22 protein-coding genes and 1 riboswitch are annotated in these 26831 nt (G+C 40.2%); of the genes, 7 read left to right on the top strand and 15 right to left on the bottom strand.

Going from position 1 to position 26831, the window contains the following annotated elements:
• Positions 1-60: 60 nt before the first annotated feature.
• The 3 genes from DESMER_RS14180 to DESMER_RS14190 all read right to left on the bottom strand — a co-directional run bounded on the left by DESMER_RS14180 (position 61) and on the right by DESMER_RS14190 (position 4047).
• The gene (locus tag DESMER_RS14180) at positions 61-1089 is read right to left on the bottom strand and encodes a 3-deoxy-7-phosphoheptulonate synthase (RefSeq protein WP_014903747.1); all 1029 of its coding nucleotides are present in this window, start codon (positions 1087-1089) and stop codon (positions 61-63) included.
• Positions 1090-1168: 79 nt separating this feature from the next.
• On the bottom strand, positions 1169-3625 hold the full coding sequence (gene ligD, locus DESMER_RS14185; protein WP_014903748.1) for a DNA ligase D: 2457 nt from the start codon (positions 3623-3625) through the stop codon (positions 1169-1171).
• A gap of 101 nt (positions 3626-3726) precedes the next feature.
• Positions 3727-4047 (bottom strand): MazG-like protein, encoded by a 321-nt coding sequence (locus tag DESMER_RS14190; RefSeq protein ID WP_014903749.1) that lies wholly within the window; start codon positions 4045-4047, stop codon positions 3727-3729.
• A 365-nt stretch (positions 4048-4412) separates the two neighbouring features.
• On the opposite strand from DESMER_RS14190, the gene DESMER_RS14195 reads away from it, so the two are divergent.
• From DESMER_RS14195 to DESMER_RS14220, 6 genes are all read left to right on the top strand, one after another.
• Complete coding sequence (locus DESMER_RS14195) at positions 4413-5105, top strand: class I SAM-dependent methyltransferase (RefSeq protein WP_014903750.1); 693 nt, start codon at positions 4413-4415, stop codon at positions 5103-5105.
• A gap of 207 nt (positions 5106-5312) precedes the next feature.
• Positions 5313-5765 (top strand): HTH domain-containing protein, encoded by a 453-nt coding sequence (locus tag DESMER_RS14200; protein WP_014902487.1) that lies wholly within the window; start codon positions 5313-5315, stop codon positions 5763-5765.
• Complete coding sequence (locus DESMER_RS14205) at positions 5738-6646, top strand: IS3 family transposase (protein ID WP_345787944.1); 909 nt, start codon at positions 5738-5740, stop codon at positions 6644-6646. Before DESMER_RS14200 ends, DESMER_RS14205 begins: the two co-directional genes overlap by 28 nt.
• 211 nt (positions 6647-6857) lie before the next feature.
• Complete coding sequence (locus tag DESMER_RS14210; protein WP_014903751.1) at positions 6858-7661, top strand: hypothetical protein; 804 nt, start codon at positions 6858-6860, stop codon at positions 7659-7661.
• 12 nt (positions 7662-7673) lie between these two features.
• Entirely contained in the window at positions 7674-8801 is a 1128-nt protein-coding gene (locus DESMER_RS14215) for an ATP-binding protein (RefSeq protein WP_014903752.1), read from the top strand.
• A 5-nt stretch (positions 8802-8806) separates the two neighbouring features.
• On the top strand, positions 8807-10249 hold the full coding sequence (locus DESMER_RS14220) for a vWA domain-containing protein (protein ID WP_014903753.1): 1443 nt from the start codon (positions 8807-8809) through the stop codon (positions 10247-10249).
• Between the two features lie 66 nt (positions 10250-10315).
• Here the strand turns inward: DESMER_RS14220 and DESMER_RS14225 are convergent, their stop codons facing one another.
• The 4 genes from DESMER_RS14225 to DESMER_RS14240 all read right to left on the bottom strand — a co-directional run bounded on the left by DESMER_RS14225 (position 10316) and on the right by DESMER_RS14240 (position 14325).
• The gene (locus DESMER_RS14225) at positions 10316-11464 is read right to left on the bottom strand and encodes a methyl-accepting chemotaxis protein (RefSeq protein ID WP_014903754.1); all 1149 of its coding nucleotides are present in this window, start codon (positions 11462-11464) and stop codon (positions 10316-10318) included.
• Positions 11465-11849: 385 nt separating this feature from the next.
• Positions 11850-12215, bottom strand: a complete 366-nt coding sequence (locus DESMER_RS14230; RefSeq protein ID WP_014903755.1) for a hypothetical protein — start codon at positions 12213-12215, stop codon at positions 11850-11852.
• A gap of 350 nt (positions 12216-12565) precedes the next feature.
• Positions 12566-13492 carry a DMT family transporter gene (locus DESMER_RS14235; RefSeq protein ID WP_014903756.1) on the bottom strand — a complete coding sequence of 309 codons (927 nt, stop codon included), beginning with the start codon at positions 13490-13492 and terminating at the stop codon, positions 12566-12568.
• A 71-nt stretch (positions 13493-13563) separates the two neighbouring features.
• On the bottom strand, positions 13564-14325 hold the full coding sequence (locus DESMER_RS14240; RefSeq protein ID WP_042333790.1) for an AraC family transcriptional regulator: 762 nt from the start codon (positions 14323-14325) through the stop codon (positions 13564-13566).
• A 487-nt stretch (positions 14326-14812) separates the two neighbouring features.
• Here DESMER_RS14240 and DESMER_RS14245 point away from each other — a divergent pair, with 487 nt between their 5' ends.
• Positions 14813-15046: a DUF1659 domain-containing protein gene (locus tag DESMER_RS14245; protein ID WP_014903758.1), complete on the top strand. Its 234-nt coding sequence runs from the start codon at positions 14813-14815 to the stop codon at positions 15044-15046.
• Between the two features lie 96 nt (positions 15047-15142).
• Here DESMER_RS14245 and DESMER_RS14250 read toward each other — a convergent pair whose 3' ends face one another.
• The 8 genes from DESMER_RS14250 to DESMER_RS14285 form a co-directional block, all read right to left on the bottom strand.
• On the bottom strand, positions 15143-15733 hold the full coding sequence (locus tag DESMER_RS14250; RefSeq protein ID WP_014903759.1) for a hypothetical protein: 591 nt from the start codon (positions 15731-15733) through the stop codon (positions 15143-15145).
• Positions 15734-15887: 154 nt separating this feature from the next.
• Complete coding sequence (locus DESMER_RS14255) at positions 15888-18500, bottom strand: winged helix-turn-helix domain-containing protein (protein WP_014903760.1); 2613 nt, start codon at positions 18498-18500, stop codon at positions 15888-15890.
• Between the two features lie 247 nt (positions 18501-18747).
• On the bottom strand, positions 18748-19602 hold the full coding sequence (locus DESMER_RS14260) for a DUF3102 domain-containing protein (RefSeq protein WP_014903761.1): 855 nt from the start codon (positions 19600-19602) through the stop codon (positions 18748-18750).
• Between the two features lie 192 nt (positions 19603-19794).
• Positions 19795-21621 carry an APC family permease gene (locus DESMER_RS14265; protein WP_042334564.1) on the bottom strand — a complete coding sequence of 609 codons (1827 nt, stop codon included), beginning with the start codon at positions 21619-21621 and terminating at the stop codon, positions 19795-19797.
• Positions 21622-22086: 465 nt separating this feature from the next.
• A complete protein-coding gene (locus DESMER_RS14270; RefSeq protein WP_242830986.1) occupies positions 22087-22368 on the bottom strand; it encodes a hypothetical protein in 282 nt (93 codons plus the stop codon).
• 126 nt (positions 22369-22494) lie between these two features.
• Positions 22495-22582, bottom strand: a riboswitch (cyclic di-GMP riboswitch).
• Positions 22583-22675: 93 nt separating this feature from the next.
• Positions 22676-23527: a VanW family protein gene (locus tag DESMER_RS14275; protein ID WP_014903764.1), complete on the bottom strand. Its 852-nt coding sequence runs from the start codon at positions 23525-23527 to the stop codon at positions 22676-22678.
• An 824-nt stretch (positions 23528-24351) separates the two neighbouring features.
• A complete protein-coding gene (gene mef(A) / locus DESMER_RS14280) occupies positions 24352-25584 on the bottom strand; it encodes a macrolide efflux MFS transporter Mef(A) (RefSeq protein WP_014903766.1) in 1233 nt (410 codons plus the stop codon).
• Between the two features lie 558 nt (positions 25585-26142).
• On the bottom strand, positions 26143-26679 hold the full coding sequence (locus DESMER_RS14285; RefSeq protein ID WP_014903767.1) for a GNAT family N-acetyltransferase: 537 nt from the start codon (positions 26677-26679) through the stop codon (positions 26143-26145).
• Positions 26680-26831: the final 152 nt, after the last annotated feature.

Here is a 26831-nt window from a genome sequence, read left to right on the forward strand (position 1 = left end):
TTGCCCTTCCTTTCACAAATTAAACTACCAAAAAAGGCCAAACCGTGGCCTTTTAATAACTTAACTATTCTCTGCAATATAGTAAATAAGCTTTTCTGTACTCTCCCAACCCAGGCATGAATCTGTAATAGATTTTCCGTAGATATTTTCATCGATACCTTGTCTGCCTTCAACCAAATAGCTTTCAATCATCAAACCTTTAATCATTTTCTTGAGTAACCCATCGTACTTTCTACTTAATAAAACTTCTCGAGCGATTCTCGGCTGTTCATAAAAACGTTTCATTGAATTAGCATGGTTGACATCGACGATAATAGCCGGATTTTTAAGGTCTAGTTTTTCATACTCGGCAGCAGTATGAATCAGATCTTCGAAGTGATAATTGGGGATATTTCGTCCAGTGAAGTCGACGGCCCCTCTTAAAATGGCATGAGAGTATGGATTTCCTTGGGTATCGACTTCCCAGCCGTTATAGATAAAGGTATGGCTGCTCTGAGCAGCAATAATTGAGTTTAACATAACAGTTAGATCTCCGCTGGTGGGATTTTTCATACCAATCGGTAAGTCAATTCCACTGACAGTCAGGCGATGCTGCTGATTTTCCACCGACCGTGCCCCTATAGCGATATAACCTAAAACATCTGCGAGATAACTATAGTTTTCCGGATATAACATTTCATCAGCTGCCGGCATACCAAATTCGGATAATGCTCTGATATGCAGTCTGCGAATAGCTTTAATTCCCTCACACAAATCAGGCTTTTTCCCGGGGTCGGGTTGGTGAACCATACCTTTATACCCCTCGCCTGTAGTACGAGGCTTGTTTGTATAAATTCTCGGTATGATTAATAGTCGGTCTTTCACCTTTTCCTGAACTTCAGCCAATTTCTCGATATAATCACAGACAGAATCCTCATTATCCGCCGAGCAAGGGCCGATAATCAGGATAAATCGATCATCTTGATTGGTAAAGACATTTCTCATTTCGTCAACTCGTTTGTCGCGCAGACTACTTATATGTTTAGGTAACGGTAACTGCTCAATGATTTCTTCAGCAGTCGGTATTCGTTTAATAAATTTCATGCTCATACCAGTGCTCCTCGCCCCATTTAATAACTAAAGTATAAATCAAATCCAGAAAAACGCAACTATAAGGACTCCCTGCAATTCATTTAAGCTGCTGATTATTCCGAAAAAAATCCTGCCAAGGATCACTGCCGCCAATCCTCCGGAGGGCCTCCGCCATATTGACATCGTCAGGAGCCACCGTGTCCAGTTCAGCCCAGGGGATAGGCATGGACACTCCGGCTCCGTTCCTAGCTCTCAGGGAATAGGGGGCTATGCTGGTAGCACCTCTGCCGTTGCGAATCCAGTCGATGAAGATCTTGTTGGTACGCTTAGCCTTTCTCACATTGCTAGTATAACGATCAGGCCACTTCTGTTCCATCACTTCGGCAACGCGCCTGGCAAAATCGTGAAACCTCTCCCAAGTCACGGCCGGTTTTAAGGGGACGACTACATGGTACCCTTTGCCGCCACTGGTCTTGAGGTAAGATTTTAGGGAAAGCTCGGCCAGAATATTTTTCACATCCCGCACACCTTGACGCACTCTGCTCAGATCCATTCCTTCGTCAGGATCCAGATCAAATACCATCAGGTCAGGTTCTTCCAGATGCTCCACACGGCTCCCCCAGATATGAAATTCCAGGGTGCCCATTTGTGCTTCAGCGATCAGCCCGGTGGGGGCCTCAATATAAAAGTAGTCTTCTTGTTCTCCGCTGCCGGTAGAAATAGGGATAGTGACAATTCCTTTGCTTCCCGGAACGGGATGCTTCTTATAAAAGCAAGCCTGGGCTATGCCTTTGGGACAGCGGACAATGCTGAGAATCCTATGGCTCACATAGGGCAGCATACGCTCTGCCACCTGAGCGTAATACCGGATCACATCCAGTTTGGTGATTTCCGAGTCGGCAAAGATCACTTTGTCCGGGTTAGAAATCTTGATTCCTTCGATGATGATCCCGTTGGTGTTTGCTTCCACAAGGCTCTCCGTTTTTTTAACAGCTGATGGAGACAGTGTTTCGTTATCCTCTCTATCTTCATCCGCTGTTTCTTGTCTAATATCCTTAGGATTCTTATCCCTCCGCAGACCTTTGAAGCTGCCCTGTCTTAACTGATGATCTGCGGTCCATTCGGCAAATTTGATTTCCGCCACCAATTCAGGTTCCAGCCAGGTGATCCTTTCATTGGATCGGGGCTTGGGCGCACACTGGAAAGGGGACTCTCCTCTCTGTAGGCCAGCAAATTCGCCCTCCAGCTTTTTTATATCCGCTTCGCTCAAGCCAGTGCCGGCCCGGCCGGCATAGACTAATTCCCCCCTTGCATAAACGCCTAGGAGCAAGGAACTTATTCCGCTGGTTTTTTTGTCAGAAAGGGTATACCCTCCGATCACAAATTCCTGCCTTTTATCGCATTTAAGCTTGATCCAGTCCCCGTTTCTTGCTCCGCTATAGAAGGAATCGGCTTTTTTACCGATTATCCCTTCCATATCCCCTTCACAGGCCGCCCGAAAACTCTCTTTGCCATTTCCTCTTACATGCCGGCTGTAGTGGAGATTTTCAGGGGCATCCTGCATCAAGTCTGCCAATCTTTCCTTCCTATCAATCAGGCGCTGGCCCCTGAGGTCTGTTCCATCCAGGGCCAGGAGGTCAAAGACGATATAGGTCAGGTTTTTGCCCTGGGGATTTTTCAGATAGTTCTGCAGGGCCTGAAAGTCCGTCTTGCCTGCTGGATCCGTGATGGCCATTTCGCCGTCCAGAATTATCGCCCGGCCCACCGCCCATTCAGTAAGGGAAGAGGCGACATCCTGGAATCTCTTTGTATAATCATGGCCGTTCCTGGTAATCAACCGGACACTGTTGCTTTCAATATAGGCCAGTATTCTGTAGCCATCGTATTTCAACTCATAAAGCCAATCCTCACCCTTAGGAGGCGTATGAACTAATTGGGCCAACTGTACACCGGTACTGCTGAAGGGGTTCTTCGTAATTTTTTCCTCTTCCCCTTCTTCAATTTCCGTCATGGTGCGTCCGGTTCTGATGCTGGTGGTAAATTCGGAAATCCCCTGGGCATTATTAGCATACTCATCTTTTTCTTTAAGCAACAGCCAGTTATCCTGCTTCTCCCCCGCTTTCCCTTTCAAGCGCACCAGAGCCCACTTGCCCTTAAGCCTGCGTCCTTTCAGAACAAACTTCAGCATTCCGGCACTGAGTCCTTCAGCTACATCACCAGAGGGTTCCCAGTACCCTTCATCCCAGAGCATAACCACACCGCCGCCATATTCCCCTCGGGGAATCGTCCCCTCAAAGTTTCTGTATTCCAAAGGATGCTCCTCCACCTTTATGGCCAGCCTCTTGTCACGAGTATCATAGGAAGGGCCCTTGGGCACTGCCCAGCTCAATAAAGCTCCCTCCCATTCCAGGCGGAAGTCGTAGTGATCTCTGCGAGCCAAATGGTGCTGAACCACATACCTCAGACCCTCTTGGGCAACTTCTGTTATCCCTTCCGGTTCTGAGGTTCTGGTGAAATTTCTTTTTTGATTGTACTCGTCGAGTTTTTCGGTCATCTAATCACGCCGGTTCCTTCTCATCTAGGATTTTGATAAGCCTCCGAGCTATTGTTTCCAATTGAATTATAAGTATCCCCTTTTTTCCCACACGCTTTCCGCTAGAACTGTTTTTCAAGTTTTGATAAAAACTGGTTCAATGATTCATTGATATCAATATTCATACGTTCTGCCAAGACAATTAGCCACCATATGCACTCGCTAAGTTTATGCTCCAATTCAGATACTGTATTACCGCCTTTTGGCCAACGCTCCTGCTGAGACATGGTCAAACGACCCACCAAGCCGGCATCAGTCAAGAAAGCTAAGGCATCCTCTTCCACGGTCCATTCTGATCCATGATGCTGTCGTTCCAGTTGTTGATAGAGTTTTCTTATTTGAATGCAACGTTCAACTACCTCGCTAAAATTCATATTATTCATGGTTTCCCCTCCTTTTTCCGAATACTTTTTGCTTATCTGTTATGGAATCACACGTTGTTATTCTACGATATCAAACTTGAAGGCAGCATGTCATATTAAGTAATCAAAATTTATTTCTTTCCACTAACAAAGTGCTATATACCCCTTGTCATACTATTAAAGCTGAGAGTTAACATGAAATATTCAAAAACCGAAAAGTAACTGTAGATAACAGAAGTTGGTGGCCAGATAACTTGCTCTTTAGTAAAAATTCTTAACAATATCTTTGAACTTATGGGAAGGTGAAGAAGGAATTAAAGAGCAAAATGTAGAAATTCGAATGTTACATTATAGAATGGGAAATTGGAATATGAGGGTGATTACTAATGAAGGAAGCACTTTTTGACCGGGTTGCTGCACATTATGATTCCTGGTATGATACTGAACTTGGATCAGTCTCTGATCAAGTTGAACGTCACTTGGCTCAGTCCATGTTTAAGACACCGGGTACCAAGGTTTTGGAGATCGGCTGTGGAACCGGACAATATACCAGCTGGCTTGTGCAAGAGGGATATGAAGTGACTGCTGTGGATATTTCCGCTGAAATGATGGCTCTGGCCCAAAACAAACTAGCGTCCCTTGAGGAGAACAATACAAACTCTAAACCTGTTCACTGGTGGCAGGCCGATATTACAGAGATTCTGGATCAACTGGAAACCTATGATGGGATTTTTTCCATGACTGCCTTTGAATTCGTTCCTGAACCGGAAAAAGTCCTGCAAAAACTATTTAGTCGTTTAAAGCCCGAGGGCTGTATGATGATCGGACTCATCGCCGGCAGGAGTGCCTGGAGTGAGTACTATGCTGAGGCAGCTCGTAAAAACCCCACTTCTGTCTTCGCCCGTGCTGCTCTTTATAGCAAAGAGGAAATAAGTTCCTGGCAAATTGGAGGACACGCGGAAATTGGAGAATGTCTTTTCTTCCCACCCAATGTTCAAACCACAGCAGAGGCCCTGGCCATGGAGGAGAAAAGAGCAGGAAATCCCGGCTTTGTGGTAGCCAAGTGGGTCAAGGACTGAGGAAATTACCAGTCAAGATGCAAAAAGGGAAGTTCAGTCATACTGGACTTCCTTTTCATATAAGTTCTAAGTACTTAGGGTGGGTTTATAAAATGGACCCTATAAAATAGACAGTTAAAAAAAGGCTCACTTGCCGTAAAATTAACTGACTCTATTTATAGGGTCTTTTTGTTATACTTAATACATCAAATTAGGAGAAAAGCTTGGATGGGGAAAAACTATTTTACTGAAGAACAACAGATCGAGCTACAAAAGAATCCATACATTAAAAAAGCAAGTGCAAAATCAATTACCTATACGAAAGAATTTAAAGAAAGGTTCGAAGAGGAATATCGCGCTGGAAAACTGCCGTCGCAAATTTTAGCAGATATGGGGATTGACCATCGTATACTCGGAAAGAAACGAAAAAACAGTCTTGTAGCCCGTATGAAGTTATATGAATTACGCCCTGAGGGGTGTGAAGACACCCGAAGAAATAACACCGGGCGGCCATCCACAAAGGTACTCACCAATACTGAAAAAATTGAGCGCTTAGAACAGGAAATTGCATACTTAAACCAAGAAAATGAATTCTTAAAAAAAAATATTCAGATGAATCGGCAGGCAAACTGGGAATACAAGCGAAACCATCCATCAAATACAAACTCATCAAAGAAATGATCGAACGAGATAACAACCTGTTAAATATCAGCTGGCTATGCAATACAGCCGGAGTATCACGCTCCGGTTATTATCGATGGCTAAATACTGTAGATACAAGAAATGAAAAGGAAGAACAAGACAAAAAGGATTTCGAACTGATTCTAGAAGCATATAAGTTTCGTGGTTATGATAAGGGTTCACGCGGAATTCATATGCGCCTTCTGAATCAGGGAGTTCGAATGAATCGAAAGAAAATACAGCGTCTTATGGGTAAATACGGATTAAAATGTCCGATACGCAAGGCAAATCCTTACCGTCGCATGGCAAAGGCCATGAAAACCAACAATGTTTCTAAAAATCTAGTAAACCGGGAGTTCCAAAAACATGGTCCGGGTATGATACTTCTTACCGACATCACATACCTTTTCTACAATCATGGTGATAAGGCATATCTATCTGTTATTAAGGATGCTTGTACCAAACAGGTAATGGCATATGTTGCTAGCGAATCCTTGGCAGTGGATTTCGTACTTGAAACGGTTAATATGCTTATAGAAAATCACGGAATCACATTAAATAGAGAAACGATCTTGCATTCTGATCAGGGATGCCATTATACAAGCATATCTTTTCAGCAACTTTTAAAGGATAAGAAGTTACGACAATCTATGTCCCGGCGAGGTAACTGTTGGGACAATGCCCCTCAGGAATCATTTTTTGGTCATATGAAGGACGAAATTCATCTGGAAAGGTGCAATAGCTTCTCAGATTTAAAGCTTGAGATTGATGATTATATGGACTATTACAATAATGACCGTTACCAATGGAGACTAGCAAAACTGTCACCAAATAAGTATGCCAATTACATAAAAACTGGGAAATATCCAATTAAAATTTAGAAAATGCCCTCACATCACATTTTTGTGACATGAGGGCATTCTTTTTCAAGACCCCTTTTTTAAAATGTCCTTGACATAGGGTCCGCTTTATTATGAACGTGATTGATAGACCCTTTTTTTATCTGGTGGTATAATCACCTTATTTAGGTTAACTTAAAAAGTAGTATCACACAAAGTAATGCTAAAAATAATCATAAAAGGAACTAACCTTATGGAAAAAGCAACCCTGATTGAAATGATCAAGAATAATCCTAATGCGATAGCCTATATCCCTAATCCCACCGAGGAGATTAAGTTATTGGCAGTACAAAAAAATGGTCTTACCTTGAAATTTATCGATAATCCAACCAGCGAGATGCAAGAATTAGCTCTGGACAATAATGGCCGAGCAATTCAATTTATTAATGACCCTTCTGAAGATATGCAGATCAAAGCGATCAAAGATGGCTGGGTTAACTTAGAGTACATTAAAAATCCCAGCGAACAGTTAATTAAATTAGCCCTCAATCAAGCCGGCTGGGCTATTAAATATGTTCAGAATCCCAGTGAGGAATTGCAATTATTGGCTGTGCAAAAAAATTACGATTCCATAAAATTCATCAAAGAACCTTGCGCAAGTGTTCAAGAAGAGGCTGTAAAAATTAATTATGATGCCTTAAGATATATCAATTCTCCTACCTATCAGGCAGAACTTATGGCGATCAAGAATAATGAGCGGGCTATTACCTTTATTAAGGATTTAGATCAACCTAAAATCCTAAAATTTTTGCAAGTCAACATTTTAATAATTAAATACGTTATGGACAAAATCACTAAAGCCGAATTAGAACAAGTGTTAATGGAATCCTTAGCTAAGGAAGATATTGACGAAAAATATGTCAGAGACTTTTTAAATTGCAGTTATATCCATAAAAACAGCGACCTGATGCCCTTGGATAAGATCATGATAATTTATAAATATGGCAGTAAAAAGGCCAAAAAAATAGCCGTCGATGAAAAACTGAAGATGCTATAGGAGTGAGACACCATGAATTTTACAGACACCTTAAGAAGTGTTGACTTAGTACTATCCACTGGAGAAGTCCCTTTAATCGTTGGGGAAAGCGGGATCGGCAAAACAGCTTTAGCTCAGGAAATTGCTCAGAAAAATCAGTGGAGTTTAATTGTTATTAATGGGAATCTCCTCAAAGAAGGGGAAATTGGCGGGCTGCCCACGATCGAATCTTATCCGGGGGTTAATGGTAAAGAAGATTCTATCGAAAAGAAAGCGACAGTCTATGCCGTACATCATAAGCTTAGGGAAATTGACGAGGAGATATCTCAGGGAAAAACTGTTCTTTTATTTATCGACGAGATCAATCGCTGCGAACATACCGTCCAACAGGAACTTATGAATTTAATCTTAAATCGGGAAATCAATGGCTACAAGTTACCTGAGGGTGTAAAAATCTTAGCCGCCATGAATCCTTCCAGTAAATATGGTTCGGATTTTGATTACCAGGTTGTCGATATGGATGCTGCCCAAGAAAATCGCTTTGTCTGGTTATCTATGGAACCAGATTATCTGCAGTGGATGGATTGGGCTATCGAGGCCGGAATTGAGGATAAGGTTATTGATTTCATCTCCACTTTCCCCGATTATTTGCATAAGATCAACGAAGATGATCTAAGAGCTACCCCCAGAAGCTACGAGCGAATTTCCAGCAGTTATAAGATTTATAAGGAGAACAAGGATTCCATTCCCAGGTCAGTTTTTTTAAATGTTGTTAAAGGAAATGTGGGACGCTTAATCGCTGAAGAATTTGTAAGCTTTGTAGAATCCGATTACACTTCCCTCCTATCCTATGAAGATGTTTTTTTAGAACATTCTCTGCCTGAATCTATCAGAGAAAGCATAAAAAAAGAAAGCCATACCAGGCTTTATCTAGCCGCCAAGAATATTCTCAAAAGCCTAGAAGCAAGCATCTTAAACCATCCTGCTGATTCTAGTTTTTATATAAACAGGTTGATGGAGTTTTTAAACCTATATCCTGTGGACTTAATGATAGGAATCATGAAAGATATTAAGAACAGTTATCCTGAAGTTTACAAACTAGCTTTAGAAAATGAGGCTTTTATCGAATCATATTTTGAATCTTATTGTTTAATCAGGTGATAAGCATGGAAACTTTTTTTGAAAAACAAGTTAAAGAACTTTATGAACATGCAGATAGTGTTGTTAATAGTTTTTTCATGTCAAAACGCAAAGATAGTCATTCTGAACTTAATGTACCCCAGGAGTTTAAAGAAGAGTTTTTCAGCCTTGTTGATAAAGTTAATTTAAGTCTTATGGAAGATAAAGATAATTTCTATGGCTACTTTTTGCTGCAAATGTCCAGAGAAATTCGCTTTGACATTAACAGCCCAACTGCTGTGAATTTTAAAGGGGCTAAGTATGTTATTTATTTTAATCCCCTTATTTTCTTAAATCTTAATATTAAGCAGATGGAAAGTACCATTAAACATGAAATTCTCCACATCTTATCCAGGCATTTAATCAGAGCCAAAGAATTTAAATCTGGCTACAGCACATTAGCCATCAATCTAGCCATGAATATCGTCGTCAATACCTATTTAGATCATCTTCCCCCCTATTCTATTACTTTAGAATGGGTTAATTTAAATTATTCCTTAACCCTCTTGCCCTTTAAACCCTTTGAATATTATGTGGAAGAGATTCAAACCGCCCTGGACTTGCTGGAAGCGGATGAGGATGCAGCTGATGAAAACAAAGATGAAGCTGATAATGCTCAGGATGACAAAGATCATGATCGGAATGAAACAATAGCAACAGAGTATAATCCGGAAAAAACCCATGACCTTTGGGCTGAATCCGGTGATATCGATGAAAAAACCCTGCAAGAATTTACTGAAAAGTTTATATCCAATGCTCAAAAAGGCAGTCTTCCCAATTATTTGGAAAGTATGATCTCTTCCCTTAAAAACAGCCAGGGGGAATTGCCTTGGAATTTATATCTCAAGCGACTGCTGGGGACGGTTGAAAGCAATAAAAAGAAGACGATAACCAGAAGAAACCGAAGACAGCCCGAGCGCTTAGATTTAAGAGGTGAACTGAGGAGTCATAAAGCCAAGATTGTGGTTGCTCTGGATATTAGCGGCAGCATTAGTGATCAGGAATTTAAGCATGCCCTGCGAGAAGTCCTGGAGATCGTTAAAAATCTTAATCATGAAATTACGATTATTGAATGCGACAATGAGATCAGACTAGTGTATACCGTCAAATCGGCAAAGGATATCAAAGATCGAATTAATATCAGTGGAGGCACCAAATTCAGCCCGGTTTTTGAATATGCTAATCAGCATAAGGTTAATTTACTGGTCTATTTCACGGATGGCAAAGGTGAAGAAAAGCTTCAGACAATACCTCGGGGATATAAAACCTTATGGGTTATTTCCGGGAAAGGGGATAAGCTTTCCTTAAAAGAAGCTTATGGGGCAGTTAAAAAGCTGAAGAATATTGTAATGAAGGATGATTCGTTGAATATGAGTGATGTTAAAAAAGATGGATTTTCAATGCAAGACCAGGAAAGTATGGGGATATGAGGCCCAAGCTGTTGAATTTACTTTTTCGAATGAAACTTGCTGCTTGGAAGATCATTTGAGTTAACCCTACAAAGTTCTTGCCAGTCTGTTTAGTTCCTCTGACATTGAAGTTATTTCTTCAATGCTCGCCGAAATCTCTTCTGCCGCCGCCGCTTGTCCCTGACTTGCATCTAAGGAGAGATCGCTTTTACGGCTGGCTTCATCAACTTTTTGTTTAATGGTTTCTGTCAGTTGTTTTATCTTTGGCACGGTACTCTTTGATTGATCAGAGAGTTTTCTGATTTCTCCTGCAACAACTCCGAACCCTCGTCCAGCATCGCCTGCTCTGGCAGCTTCAATGGCTGCATTAATTCCCAGCATCTTGGTTTCCTCAGCTATCAATTTTATGAATGCTGATACATCATTTATTTCATCAGTTATCTTAATAATATCATTGATTGTTGAATTAAGAGATCCTTCATTAGAATGTATTTCTGAAGCAGATGCTGCCAGTTCTTCTATGGCCGCAGCAATACCTTCCAAACTGTTTTCAAGGTTGCCCGCCATTCCGCGCAGGGCAACTGCTGCGTTTTTGGGAGTAATTATACCCAAGGTAGCGACAATGTTTTGATTTGCATCATCATATAATGGATAATTAGCTATAGTAAGGGGCTCACCGTATTTCAAGGCATCAACTTCTTCGATAATCGGTTTTTTTGATTGGATTACTCGATGAGAAATGTCTGTTTCTTGCAATTCGTACCCTACTGGGAGGGTTGGCATATCAAATTTCTTTGATGGCTGTGCATAAGCAATTTTAGTCAAATCGGACATATATATGTAAGACCCTTCAGGAAACATTTCCGCGATAATTGGGGCAAAATCCCCAAAGGCAGCTGCGACAGGATGCAGTTTGGGCATAGCTATAGAAAACGCGCCCACTGAGTTGCCATTGTCATCCAGCACAGGAATAGAGACTATTGAAACTCTTATACCATACACCGTGCGGGGAATATTCTTAACCAGAACCTTTTTTTCACGTATTGCTTGAATCGTTGTTGTATCGTCATTCAGCTTGTTGCCGACCTTAAAAATGTCCAGAGTAAAGGATTCGGACGATTTCACCCATACAAAAGTGTCTTTCTCTACTAACCCAAACACCACTCCGCCAGGTATTAAATTAGCTAAAAGTTCTGCTAATGATTTACATGACTCTACACCATTTAATGCTATCAAGACAATCTCTCCTCCTTATATTCTTAGATTTCAGCAACCATCGTTATTAGCGTTTATCTTCCTTGTGAATCAGCTCACTTTCGCATCGACGACTTTTAAACTGAATTTTCTATATTATAACACATTTTATTCTTTAAACCCCAGTAATTTGGTTCATTATTTAGACAAATTGTGATAGAATCATTCAGCTTACTATCCAACGCATTTTTTTCTTTACGCAGTTGTAAATGATAAAAGAAAAAACCCCTCGTAGGAGGGGTAAAAGAAGGAGGTAGTTTTGAGAAAAGATTAAAAAACCGTTTGAGGACAATCTCATTATGCAATAATAGTCTGAAACAAACCTGAGGACTAACTGAAAGATTACTGAAATGAAAAAGTCTTTAACTCACTTTCCAAATATACTTGAAAGAAACTCAGGATTAATGTTCTGGCCAATCGCAGCAAGGGTGATAATAATGGCTAGGATAACAAAACCTTTGATAATCCATTGCCCACCTGGGGTCTGCCAAAAGCTAGTTTCCTTTGTTACTTCTTCATGAGATGTCTCTAAGGTTGAAATACGTTTTTCCATAGTTTCTAATGTCTTTGAGGTTGTCTCCAAAAGCTGAGTGAGCTGAGTGATAATTATCTTTAAATCAATTATTGTCTCACTATGTGCATTCAATCTTCGCTCAGCGACTTCCAACTGCTTATCTACTCCCTTATGGGTTCTTTCACATAATTGTTCCGTGACTAAGTTTTCCCCCACCATAGCACCACCTCTTTTTTGTTGCTACCGACACCAAGCCCCCTCTGTCCCTAATTAAGACATGGAACTTATTGTACGTTTATAGATCATTTGCTGATGCCCTTAAACCTAGCCAAGCTTGACAATCCTTCACAAGCCGTTAAGCTTGTTCCTTATATGACATAGTATGTTGATGATTCGAATTCCGTGAAATACTTCAAGCACTGATTTAGAGAGAACTAAAAACTCATTATGCTAAGTATAGGAACTTGCACTCTAAAAAAGCAGCCTTCACATAAACAGCTGCTTTTTTGTGGTGCACTTATTACTCCTCAGCTTCCGCTAAAGGGATAAGCTTATCTGTTTCCTTATACTTAATCTTTTGATGAGGATACATCAAAAGACGTTTTTATGTTTGGGCTCCGATTAATTGTAGTCTTATTCTTGAAAAATCTTCTATCCTTAAGGATTTCCCCAATATAGGTTGAGCCCAAGATCAAAATCCCGCCCATAATCTGAGGGAGTGTTAATGTCTCTCCGAGAAAGATCACGCTGAACAAAATACCAAATAAAGGTTCCAAATAACTGTAGGACACTATTTCTACCGATTTCATATGTGTATAGAGGGAAAAGAACAGGGTATAGGCCACACTTGTATGTAATACGCCCAGTAGAATGGTATAAGTAACTGCCCTGGCATCTAAGTCTACAACCGATAAAATATTTCCATCAAACAATATGAAGGGCAGCAAAACAATCATCGCCGTAAATATTTGTACAAAGGTTGCCGTTTGATTATCCACCCTGATTTTAATACTGCGGTTAATCAACACAATGGTTGCGTAAAGCATCCCTGAAATAGCACTAAGTGCCAGTCCCATGTATCCATAACCTTCTGCTAAATTATCTCCAACAATCAGACAGAGGCCTAGAAAGGAGATAAAAATAACTGCAATTTGAATCTTTGAGATAGTCTCTTTCAATAACAGCGGTGCAGCAACCATGACATATACCGGACACATATTGTAGATCATAACGGCAGATGCAATACTGGTATGTTTGAACCCATAAAATAAAGTTAACCAGCCAAAACCCAGTAATGCACCTGAAATAAGATAGGGTTTTAACAGAGACCATTTTAACTGATCCGATTTTTTCATTTTCATAACTACAAAAAGAACCGGCAGGGCAATTAAGGCTCTCAGAAAAGCTAAACTTAAAGCAGATAAGGGGATGGATCTGGTAAACACACCCAGACTCCCCCAGATAATCATAATAAGTACTAATTTAATTCTATTCATAGCCACTCTCCTTATCTTTGCTAAGTTTAGATTAGCTAAATAATAAGGAGCTGTATTGTATAAAATTGACACTATCCTTTTATTTGCTGTGTATAGGTTGCCGGAGTAATACCATACATTTTCTTGAATTCTCGTATCAAATGGGCTTGATCATAAAATCTCAATTCCTCACAAATATCAAAAACGTCTACACCTTCACTTAATAACCTCTTTGCTTCAGCTACCCGATATTGTAAATGGTAGGCAGCAGGTGTGGTGACATATAATTTCTTAAAATTCCTGATTATAGAGAATTTATTTAACCCGGATATCTGCTGAAGTTTATCTAAGGTTATAACATCATTCACGTGAGTTAAGATATAATCATGGATGGTTTTGACCATTTCACTGGTATCTGTAGTAGTATTTTCCGAAATCTCTTTATCTCCAAACTCCAACAATAATTCAATAAGAATATTTTCCAAGGTGTCCGGAATCTTTTCTATTAGCAGTTGTTCAATGAAGCCTTTTAATTTCTGGGCTTGATTCCCTGTTAACTGTTTTGCTTGACTAAAGCATACTAAATCACTGTAGTAACTGGGATCAACAAATAACATAACATAGGCCCAGTGATTGATATCTTTTGGTGCACATCTGTGAGTCAGCAATGGAGGTATAATGACTCCATCGCCTGATCTATAATGGATAATCCCATCGTTCAATGACAAATCAGTGGATCCTTCCAGGATATACCCTAAGGAAAGTTCATTATGGACGTGTGACTTATAAGCATGGGGATTGTTTCTACACCGCTTGATTTCCACGCCTTCAATAATACTTCTGCTAAATTCCATATGTCTGTCTCGTTCAAAACTACTCAGATAATCCTTGTCCGATATATTCAAAATTCAAGCACTTTCCTTTCATTTTTTTACCTCTAAGTATAGGTTACCACACCAATCTATCTTTCCTGTATATCTGAAAAACTTTTTATGATTCATCTATAAAACGCAACCTAATAATAACAAAGAGGGGCTAATACACCCCTCAAATTTAACCCTATATAATTGACGGAATAAATGAAGTTGATCCTTGTGTGTAGTTCAAATGGTGCATCGATGCACCATTTGACTTCTCTTCTCAGGCAAGGGAGGAGAGTTTAGGTAATACCACTATAGGATATGCCGAGCTCCAGACAAGGGTGAGGGCTCTAGTGCCCATAAAAGAATAGGTTTCTGGACAAAGATGCTTCCCTACAGTAACCATAGTACAAGCAGATTCATATTATATAGAACCATGCCGAATCTAGCGGCCTCTGGATCAAGAGGGGAGGGAAAAGAGATGCCTATCATTGATAAGCCGTTGACTTCAACCTTAGTGTTGAAATATGAAGACGGGGTGGCACCTGCCGGTGGTCCCCAAATCAAGCAAAAGAGCTTAAACTTCGTGAAACCCGATGCTGATCATGAAGCCCTTCACGAAGTTGCTGCCGCCCTATTCAGCCTCTCAGAAAACCCGCTCAATGCCGTGATTTTGCGTGATAGTACGGAGTTAGTGGAAGAACCGGAAGAATAGCACCCTCTCACTCTTGGATGGGGCTGTGTCGAAACTTTAGTTTCACGCAGCCCTTTGAAGAGAAAAATTAACCCAGTGGGGCCTTGGCGGAATATTTTATTGACTAAGCAACTCATTAAGATTCCCGGTAAGGTTATTGACAAAGGTATCGTTATCTTGGATCACCCACATTTTTTTTGCCTTATCTTTGTTCAATGTAATCTCAAGTTCATTTGTCAGAACGGGAGCATCCGGCTTTGATATACTTTCCTCCAGATGCTTCATCAAGTTTTCTTCCATTTTTTCATCAGAAATTTCTTCGCCTGCGAAAGCGGAATTAAACGCTTCATCCATGATTTTCCCAATTATCTCTTCAAAAATTTTCTGGAGATCTAGATTGGTTAGCTTGACTTTAACAGTTGCCGTCTCGCCTTCTTCTACTGAAGAGAGGATTTCATGTTTCGTTTTTGAAAAGATTAATTTTGCAAGCTTTTCTTCATTTGGGTCAGCAAATGTAAAATTACCGGTATCAGAGGCACAATATGACTCTGCCTTTTTCAAATCAGCTTCGCTTAATGATTTGAAAAACCCATTTACGCTTTCTTCCGCCTTTGGAAACTCAGTATTCGTGCAACCAACCATAGAAAAAACTAATGTGATAATTGCCAAGATGACTAGCCATCTTGATGGGTGTGAAAATTTTGTCATGATATCTCCCCTTTAGTTTAATTTCAATCGAGTAATATAAATTTCTACAATTTTCTCGATTATTTTCATTGTAAATAAAAAAGCCCGACATTTAACCTATCGAAAGTTAGGTGAAAAGTAGGGCTTTTTTCTGTTTTTTATAAAAATTTAAAACTCAGTTGATTATGTTAAGACGTCTTGCCTTGTCCACTGCCTGAGTGCGCTTATTGACTTCCAGCTTGGAAAATATGTTGTTGATATGCCATTTGGCAGTTCCGGTTGTAATGAAAAGCTTTACAGCGATCTCATCATTGGACAGACCTTCGGCTATAAGCAGGAGAATCTCTATTTCCCTTTTCCTGAGAAGATCTGTCTGGCCGTAAATTTTTTTTGTCTCTTTCTCGAATAATTTATCAATAAATTCCGGAGCCATATCTCTCACTTTAGAAGGCAGTTCCAGCAGCTCGCTTCCCTCATCGATAAAATATCTTGCATAGCCTTCAGGGGCGGCTAGTGTCACTGCTTCTCTGACATAGACCAGAGCTTCGGCCTCCCTCCCCAAGTGTTTCTTGACCAGAGCTGACAGCAGAAGGACTGTAATTAACTCTCCATGCCTGCCTTCTTTTCTGACAAGTTCTTCTTTCTCTTCAAGAGCTGTCCGGGCATTGAAGAAATCTTTCTGCGCAATCAAAGCCCTTATGTAGGTAAAATAGGGGTTTATGTCCGATATCCCCGATATCCTATCAAAGGTGATTCCCGGTTCCTTCAGCCACATGGAAATCCTCTCAATATTACCTTCCCTAAGAAACAGCTCCATTTCCAATGCTTCAAAAAATACGGTGATCCTATAGGCTATAAAATCTTTATAATAAGCTTTTAATCGATATGCCATTTCGAAAGCCTTTTCCTTTTCTCCCGTATTATAAAGCAACAATACTAAATACCATTCCCCCAGCCCTCCCAAATGAGCAAAACCCAGTTCCTGGTATGATGCGATGCCTTCTTCCAGATACTTTTGCGCTTCTTCCAGCTTATTGGCGCAATACAGCAGCATCCCCACAGGCAAATAGACAATTTTGGCCATCGGCAAGTGATTCCCGCCATGATCCGTTAATCTTTCCAGGGTTCTTTCACATAAGGCGAGGGCTTCTCTTCTCTTCCCCATGCAATTAAGATAAAATGCCACATCGTGAAGAGAAGTCACCTCCAGGAAACGGTAACCTTTTCTGCGGGCTCCTTCATGAACCTTGGCATGCAAGGCTTCCGCTTTGCGGGTATGTCCGTTCAAACCATTGGCGTGTCCCAGAGCAATTAACCCTCCATAATAGAAAAGCTCCTGCTTGTCCTTCACGAGTGAAAGGCCTTCTTCTGCATCCTTCAAAGCCTGCTCTTTATCGTCACTTTTATATCTGAAAGGCGCGGATGCCTTTGCCATTCCTAGGATTATCGGATCATTGTTGCTCTCCTCTATATATTCCAAGCTATCGATCACTTGATTTGCTTCATTGATTTCTCCTGTAATCAACAGGCACCAGGCCCTATATACTTCCAGAATACCCTCCTTTTCCTTCTTTATTGCCAATACTGAATTCAACCATGAAAGTAGGGTTTTTAACTCCCCTTTTTGAAAAAGCTCCATTGCCTTATCTTTAACCAGACTTGCCGCCGCCTCTCCGTCTCTCGCCTCCAAGGCATATTCCAGAGCCGCTTCGGTAAATCCGTTCTCCCTGCACCACAGACTCGCCTTTCTGCACATTTCTGCCTTCCGGTCCTTATTCAGGCCCATCCTTAAAAATTCAGAGAATAGATGATGGTATCGATACCAGGTATACGTGTCATCCAAGGGTACAATAAAGAGATTATCCTTTTCCAACTGTTTTATGATTTTTCTGCTGTCTTTGATGCCCGTTACAGCTTCGCAGAGCTCTCCGTTAAATCTTTTCAACGTACAGGTCCCGTTCAGAAAAATACGGATTTGCTCCTCCTGGCTTTTCAGTACCTCATCCATTAGGTAGTCTGCAATGAACCGATTATTACCGTTAAATTCTTTCATAAAGCTTTTCGCCCGGGCTTTTTCCATATTCTTTATGGACAAACCGGTCAATTGCATGCCCGCAGCCCAGCCTTCCGTCTGCTTTTCAACGATTTTCAGCATATCATCGTCAAAATCTAAATTGAAATATCTGCTAAAGAAACTGCTGATCTCTGGACTTGTGAATTTTAAATCCGTGGAATTCAGCTCGGTTATTTTATCTTCAACTCTCCACCTGGAAAAGGCCAAAGAGGGTTCCTTGCGAGTAATTAAAATAAGTCTTGGAGCTGTGGAATCAAGCAGTTTTTTTAACAGTTCATTGATGTAGGCGTTATTAATAACATGGTAATCATCAAAAACCAGAATAAAAGGCTCTTGAACCTGTTCCAGCTCTCTTGCCATATATAAACTAACAGTTTCCACACCCGGCAGCTTTGGTGCAGCCATCAAATCCTCTACCATTGTTCCGAACCTTTTATTTATCTTTCGGACTGTGGCGAGCAGATAGCATATGAACTTTAAAGGATCGTTATCATATTCATCCAGAGATAACCAAGTGTAATTGTAGTCCAACCGGCTTAGCCACCCGGAAATAAGCGTTGTTTTACCGTATCCCGCCGGAGCGGAAACAATAAATATTTTATGCGCTTTATCCAGTCCCTCATCTAGCTTTTTATTAAGAATATCCCTGCGTATATGGTTCAGTCTGACAGACGGCATATGCAGCTTTGTATCCAGAAGAAATTTTGTATCCATTTTTCCCCTCGTACATGAAAAATTATCCTAATATAATATCGTATTATTTTGATAAAAAGAATAGCTTCCATCACATATTGCTAATAATCGAATTTCAAATTCAAGACGGCAAAAGCTTCCTTGCCTCGGCAGCAGTCATAGATATTTAATGTCTCTAATGTTTTTGGCACTACCAGTCAACTGGATTATGGTCTCTAAGTGCCTTGAAGATACCAAAAAGATGCCGCTTCCGGCATCTTTTTGTGAGCTAGTCTCGATCCTTTTTAATATTCAAATTTGTTTTAATCCCGGGAGGATATTTTTTCAGCGTCTCCACCATGTTAGTCGCTATCTTTAACGCTTCTTTCCTGTTTACTTCCTTCTTTACTGGGTCTGCTCTGTTTAAGTCAACGAGAGTTTTCAGGAGTTCCCCGTAAGCGCTGAGCATGTTGTCGCGGTGCATGGCGTATTGGGCGTCGTATATCATGCTGTCGGTATTGGTATTCTCTGCCGGCAGCGCAGCTTTCAGAGTTTTCGGCTTGATGATTTTTCGTTCCACCGGGATCAGTTCTATTGGTTTATCCAAAGGTATATCTATAGGTTTATCTATTGCATTTTCCTTTTCCGCTGCTGCCACTGCCTCTTCCGCTGCACTTCCTTGCTTTTGCTTCATCAGGTTTTCCGGCTCATGAAGGTCTTCTTCCTGAGGCGTCCGGCCACTAATTGTCTGCCGCAGCTCCCGCTGGCTCATATTCCCAACATCATTATCCGCTATAAATTGTTCCCGGTCCTCTAGCGGAATACCAAAAAGGATGAGCCCTTGGGTGTAGTTCAAATGGTGCATCGATGCACCATTTGGCCTCTCTTTTCCGTCGGGAGAGGAGAGTATAGGTCCGTACTCCCGGAAGGTTTTCATCAGTCTGCTGGCTGTGCTTCGGGAGTAACTCACGGATTCAGTCAACCATTTGAGCCACTCACCATGGGGTACCAGCTCTTTGGCTTCCGTCAGACACCGTCCGATCTCAACGGCGTTGCTAAGCAGCATTTTACCGCTTTCCTCCTTGATAAAGTTAATCTCGGACGCGATTTGCTCAAGCGTCCTGTTGGAATTTTCCATTCTCATATCGGCTGCCATCCTTTTACGGAATGTCTTTTCAGATACCGCTATAGGATATGCCATGCCCCAGAAAAGCGTGAGGTCTATAGTGCCAATAAAAAGAATGCAGTTTTTAATTTTGTCACAATATAGATGCTTTACAATCATTTCAGAGGTATTCAGACCTACCTCTTTGAAGTTAAGCGTCCTTTTTCAAAACTATTCTTTTAGATGATAGGGAACTGTGATAACAACTAAATCCGTTCTAAAAAGTAAGAAGGCTCGGATAAGTAAACTCGATTGGTTATGGAGAATATTGTGCCAACCTTTTTTGGGAATAAATTGCGGGATAATCACTGTAACTTGATAATTAAACTCTTTAGCTTTATGCTCGACGGTATCCATAAATTTAAATAGCGGTTGAATAATACTTCTATATTGAGAATGTAATGTGACTAAGCGAACGCCAGTCTGCCACTTATCCCACTTTTGTTCTAACTTCTTTTCATCTTCTCTATCAAATGATACATAGACCGCAATAATTTGCTGAGCAGATAAGGATTTTGCATAGTTTAAGGATTTCTCTACCACCCGGGTAATTCCTGCAACAGGGACAATGATTACGTTCCCTTCAATTGGAATAGCTGGTTCATGGGGTGAAATACGCAATTGATCGGCGATTTTTTCGTAGTGCCTATGAATACTATGAAACAGATAAATAATAATCGGTAAGAAGACTAGGACTGGCCATACCTGTAGAAATTTCGTTAAGAAAAACATTACCGTTACAATAAGGCTAATAAGAGCACCTAACGAATTAATAATAAGTTTTGAAGTCCAATCTTTTGGCTTCTCACGAATCCATTTTTTCATCATGCCTAACTGGGCTAAAGTAAAAGGAATAAAAACCCCAATAGCATAAAGTGGGATAAGATGTTCTGTTTCCCCTTCAAATACAATAATTAAAATTATGGAAAATAATCCCAGGATAATAATCCCATTCGAGTATCCCAGACGGTCTCCTCGTACGGTAAACATTCTTGCGATAAATTTGTCTTTGGCAAGATTGACAGCCAGTAATGGAAAAGCTGTATACCCTGTATTCGCTGCAAGGATTAAAATTAATGCGGTAGTACCCTGAATAAAGTAATACATCCAGTTACGCCCAAAGATAGTTTCAGCAATTTGGGATACAACTGTTTGTTCTACTACAGGGGTTATTCCGTAATAATAGGCTAAGCAAACAATTCCAGAGAATAATATCGCCAAGAGTGTTCCCATTGCAATTAAGGTTTTAGCTGCATTATTGGGCGCAGGGTCTTTGAAGTTAGGGATAGCATTCGAAATGGCTTCAACACCTGTTAATGCAGAACTTCCCGAAGCGAAGGCTTTTAGGAGTAAAAACAAACTAATTCCAGCCACAGGGGTTCCTATGGGGGTATGCAGTCCAGGTTGTACTTGGCCGGTAAAGATGTTATATAAACCAACACCAATTAATATTACTAAGGCTACAACAAACAAATAAACCGGATAGGCTAAAATAGAAGCGGATTCTGTTACTCCTCTTAAATTAAGAAGTGTAATACAAACAACAAAAAAGATGGCAATACTGACATTATGATTATGTAATGTCGGAAACGCGGAGGTAATTGCATCAGTACCCGCTGAAACGCTGACAGCAACTGTTAAAATATAATCTACCAACAAAGAACCGCCTGCGATTAGTCCAAAATTAACCCCCAAATTGTTTTTAGATACAACATATGCTCCACCGCCATGTGGATAAGCAAAGATAACTTGCCTATAAGATAAAATTAACGCTGCTAATAAAACAAGGACTCCCATTGCTATCGGAATTGAATACCAAATGGCCGTGGCTCCAATTGTTACCAGTACAATCAATATTTGTTCCGGGCCATACGCTACGGAGGATAGAGCATCAGACGAAAGTATCGCCAAGGCTTTTTTCTTGTTAAGTTTTTGTTCTCCTATTTCAGTTGATCTTAAAGGACGGCCAATTAAATAACGTTTAAAAGCATATTTGATTTTCAACACCACCTATATAGATGCTTAATTTAGAATGCCCTGTTCATGATAAAAACTCTCATATTGATACGTAAAACAAACCTTCTGCCTATCGCCTCTCAAGTCCGACATTCCTTTCAATACCGCTTCTATGCTAGGTTAGTGTTGACTTGCCGATGGAATCAATGTTTGATGAAACTGTTGAATATAATACTCCTATGCTGAAAAAATGTAAACAAATACGTAATATAATGCCAAAAAGAACGCATAAAAAGCAATCACCGCAAATAGCTGGTTTTTCTTATCTAAATATTAATAAATCGTCTTTTGTCACTAGGCAAGGAATCATTGCCTAGGACAGAAGATGTTTCATGAGAATCCTCTGTCGCTTCTATCAATCCTTTAACAAAGACCCGTTGAGCTCTCAGTCATGAGCACTCAACGGGCCTTTGTTAAAGGACGTGATTTTGAATCTGTGCTTTTGGATCAGCTTGCTCGTCTTCTAATATCCGTTTTCTTAGGGTGCTTTAAGTCTAAATTCGGCGTCATTATTTTAATCTCTTTATCCTTAATAGTCTTAACGTAAAATAAAAGGGAACCGTATAAAGCAAAGAAGATTGTTAAAACAAAATAACTCGTTGCTTGAGATACATAAGTAGTAGAAACACGAGTACTCACGTGACCTGCATTGAGCTCCAACACTTTTAAATATCCCATGGTATAGAACATTAGAGTACAAAGATAGCAAATAACCGATATTATTGGCACTTTAACACCCCCCCACACTTCGTCTCCAAAAGCCAGGAAATATAATCAGATAACTTCTTCATTCTTCATAGAAAAATCGCCACACCTTCTTGGCTGTGACGACTGTAGGTTTAACTGATTCGGTGATTCGGTAACCTGGCAATCATCAGTTATACAACTGGAAGACCCATGGCTTTGCGTCCTTGGCTTTCGCTCAAGTTTGCTAATGTCGTCACTGGTATATTTATTGGGTCAATTATACCATAGGAATAGGTCTTTTGTACCATTATTAATAGGACCTTTTTATCATTATTGCATTTATTTTTTATTAATCTTCATAAACGCCTCTTGGCTGCTTCAACTCATCCGACTGCTCATAGGTGTCTGGTACATATTTGACCTCAGCAAAATTCTTTGTTACTAATTCAGTCTCTAATATTTCCCCGCTTTTCCTTCTAATTATTTTATTTCTCCATATTTCATTTTTTCGGAAATATTTATTCCCAATTTTTAAAAACTGATGGTCTTTCTCAAATACATGATAAGCAAAGTCTAGGTTCTGATCGACCCTCAGTTCTCCTTCTAAGCACTTCTCCGAAAGCCAAAGTCTTAGTTGGAAAGTATATGCGGTACAATTCATAAACTGATAGTCTATATAGTTATAAAAAACGGTTGCCCCACTACCAAAGGGCAACACCCTTCTGTCATCTGGAAAAGGATCGAAACTGTGATGATACCGTTTGGTAACAGTCAAAGGACTATGAATAACCAACCAATGGATTAGGTTAGCTATTTGACAGATACCACCACCAATGCCAGGCTTTGCTTCTCCACAAGACAACAAAATACCTGGTAAATATCCCTTACGCTTAGTTGTGAGTCCTACTAGTTTGCAAAAAGAAAATGTTTCACCAGGCCTTATAATAATGCCATCAATCCGCCCAATCGCTATTGAGAGATTTTTAACTTTGTTATGTTGCAACTGCAGGTCTGTATCACCGAGTTTTCTAATCAGTACAGACTGATGTTTCTTCACTCGATATGGTAGCTTTTCGGTACTTTTTAGAGAAGCAAACGTTTTACCCTCAAAGCTCCACTTTAAATATGTTATCAATCTCCGAAACCATACCGATAAAAAGTAGAATATTGGGTGTACTTCGCTTAGCAACCTACGTGCCATTATCCTTTTCTCCACATCTCAAATAAATGATTACTCAAATGAAATTTACTACCCTAGCATTTTATCCGCTAAGTGCCGGGAACAGCTGAATCATTCCACTCTAATATTTCTACTCTTTTCCCCTCGCATCCTTCCTCTAAAGTAAAAATAACCCAATAAAAAAAGATTCAGATCAATATATTTCCGTACACACTCTGTCACCATAAAAAGAACACACACTTCTCAAATCCGCCTATACCAATGCTTTCACTCACCCCCGATATAGCACTGCCACTGACTCCACCTTTGATTCGTTTACCTTATCATAATGAGCCGCTTTAACTCAATTTTCAATTCTTCAGTCCGTTTGTCCAATGCTTGAATCACTTATTGATGCATACAATATTTAGAGGATCAAATAACTTCCTAAGTTATAGAACATGATTCTGGATATACATGTGCAGTTATTTAAGAAATAAGAAAGTGGGAATGTGAAATGAGTGCAGATCAGAAATGCCCTATATGCCCGAAATGCGAGCAGGAATATGATAATGCGAATTCTGGAGGAGAAATTAACGTCTGTCCAAATTGCGAAGCGATGGAAATGCTAAAAATTTACGCCAAGCACCTAGTCCAGGAAAAATAATAAACTGATTCATTTTGCCAGCTGACTAAATCCTATGAATAGCCGCATCATAAAGGTGCTCTTGATTAGGGGGTCGCAAATTTCTTCTTAATAGAATTGCGACACCCCCTACACGTGGCAAGCGGAGCAGACACATTTTGTGCTTGCTCCGCTGTTTTCAAAATAATTGTTTTTTAACTCTATCTCTCTGTATGCCTCTTTAACCTTTAATGTTTTTTTGATCTAATAGTCTGATGACCGGAATCAGTGAACAAAGTATAGCAATACCGATAATTAAAATCCCTGATATCAGAAACCAATGGTTTACACCAATTCTATCGGCAAAGAGTCCCGAGAGGATTAAGCCCATAGGCATAGCGAGGGAGATGATGCTTCCTGTAAGAGAAAAAACTCGTCCTAAATATTCCGGCTTAATTTTTTCTTGAAAAAGAGCCATTTGAATACCACTGTAAAACGGAACAGAAAGCCCCATAGTCGTACAACACAAAACAAATATCACAAAACCACTTGAAGGAAGAATTCCAGAAACAGTTAAACTTAACCCCATAAGAAAAATTGAAGCAGCCATTAGTTTAATTCGTTTCTGAAATCCGCCTAAAAGTCCTAACAACAGTCCCCCTGCCAGCATTCCGGCAGCATAAGCTATCTCTGTGATTGAAACGTGTATAGGTGTTCCATTAAAATAGCTCATACTCATCAGTGGGTAGAGGGCATTTATTGGCATATAGACAAACATATACAAAGTTCCTATTAAAAGCAGGGCAAACAATCCTTTATTTTCCTTCAAAGCAGCAAAGCCATCTTTCATTTCTTCCATAAATTTTTTCTTTATGGGACGTTGTTCTGCGTTGAGTTCCGGAATATTCACAAGGGCTACAGTTATACATGCTATTACAGCCCCTAATACGTCAAGCGCTATGATAAAATTCAAATCCCAAATGGAATATAGCAAAGCTGCAATTGCCGGGCTGACAATATAACTGATTGATTGCAAAGACTGGCTGTAACCTGCACATTTGGTCAGCTGTTCTTCCGGCACTAAAAGAGGGGTCATGGCACTTAGAGCAGGAGAATGGAAAGCTGTTCCGATACTGCGAATAAACAAAACCACCATGATAATCCCAACTGGCAATTCCATAGATAAGGCCATAAAGGCCAGTACTCCGCCAGCTCCAGCAATAGTTAAATCAGCAACAATCATAATCATCTTTCGGTTGTATCTGTCAACCAATACCCCGATGGCCGGCCCAAAGACTGCATAGGGCAGAAAGCCAACCAACGAAGCGATTGACAGCACCATCGCAGATTGGGTTTTTTCAGTAAGGTAAAAAATAATTGCCATTTGCAGGATGGCACTACTGATAAGCGAAACTGCCTGACCCGTCCATATTGTAAAAAAATCTCGTTTCCATTTTGAAGTTGTTATTGTCATATCTGCTTTCTCCTTGCCTTTTTTCGTTAGTTCGTTCTGAGTTTTAGGCAATAAAAAATGCAGCTAAAATCCGCAGTGCGGGCTTTAGTCTGCATATTGTCGTTATAAGACATTAGTAAAAACGTATAACCATAAATGGCTATACCTCACCCTTATCCATGTCTCAATTCGCAAAATAAGCACAACAAAAAAGCCCACCATTGTGGATGTTTTTACCTCTTTTTTATTGCCTGCTTATCTTAATCGAACAGAAAACATAGATAATATGTCCTCCTTTAATTCACTAAGTTCAAATCATTTTATCATAAATAATATACTCTGTCGATTTCTAAACTCACCAAGGGTTCCACTGATAATTTCTAACAATCTGCTTCTAAAAGTATTGACATTCATAGGATGATAGGTCGAAATGTGCCTAATTTCACAACCTATGTAAAAACTAAATCCTTGCCTCCCCCTATCTGTGAAAGCCATTCAAAATCGACACTGGTGTCGGTTTGAATGGCTTTCATAAATTATGATAATAATTCTCAAACTCATTTTTCTTAAATTTCATAATTAATCTATTACCAGTCCCATACTGACAGCATCGAAAAATATGCCGTCTATGTACAAATTCCTTGTCAGAACACCTTCTTTTCTGAACCCATACCTTTCATACAATCCAATAGCTGTCTCATTATCAGCACGAGTTACCAGATCAATTTTTCTCACAATCTGGGTTTCCTTGGCCCACTCTATCAGAACCTCCAGAAGAAGGCCCCCTATTCCCAGGCTCCAATACTTCCTAAGGACAGCGATCCCCATTTCTCCTCTATGTCTTTTCCTGACCCTGGTTTCCCCTTCAAAAGTAATAAAGCCGGCAATCTCGCCGTCCGTTAAGCCTATGATGATCACGGAGTTATCCATTCCGTTTTCAAAGTCAATGATTTTCCTCTCCGTTTCAGGGGTTATTTCCAGCTCACCTTTGCCAAAGGAAAGAAAGTCCGACTCCCCACTTATACACATTTTAAACTTTGCCATTTCTTCCCCATCATTTACAGTTGCTTTTCTGATCAGTAATTCTCTGCCATTTTTCAGGGTTACCTTTTTCATGGCTATCCACTCTTTCTTTATTCAATTAAGTCAGTCCAATTGATTGGCACACGGAATTGTTATTCCGACCTTTGGGGCAAGGGTGGACATATCCCTTCCCTCTGTAACCGGACTTCCCTTTTGCAAAGCCAAAGAGCATGAACTCCTTCCTA

Source organism: Desulfosporosinus meridiei DSM 13257 (assembly GCF_000231385.2).
GTDB lineage: Bacteria > Bacillota > Desulfitobacteriia > Desulfitobacteriales > Desulfitobacteriaceae > Desulfosporosinus > Desulfosporosinus meridiei.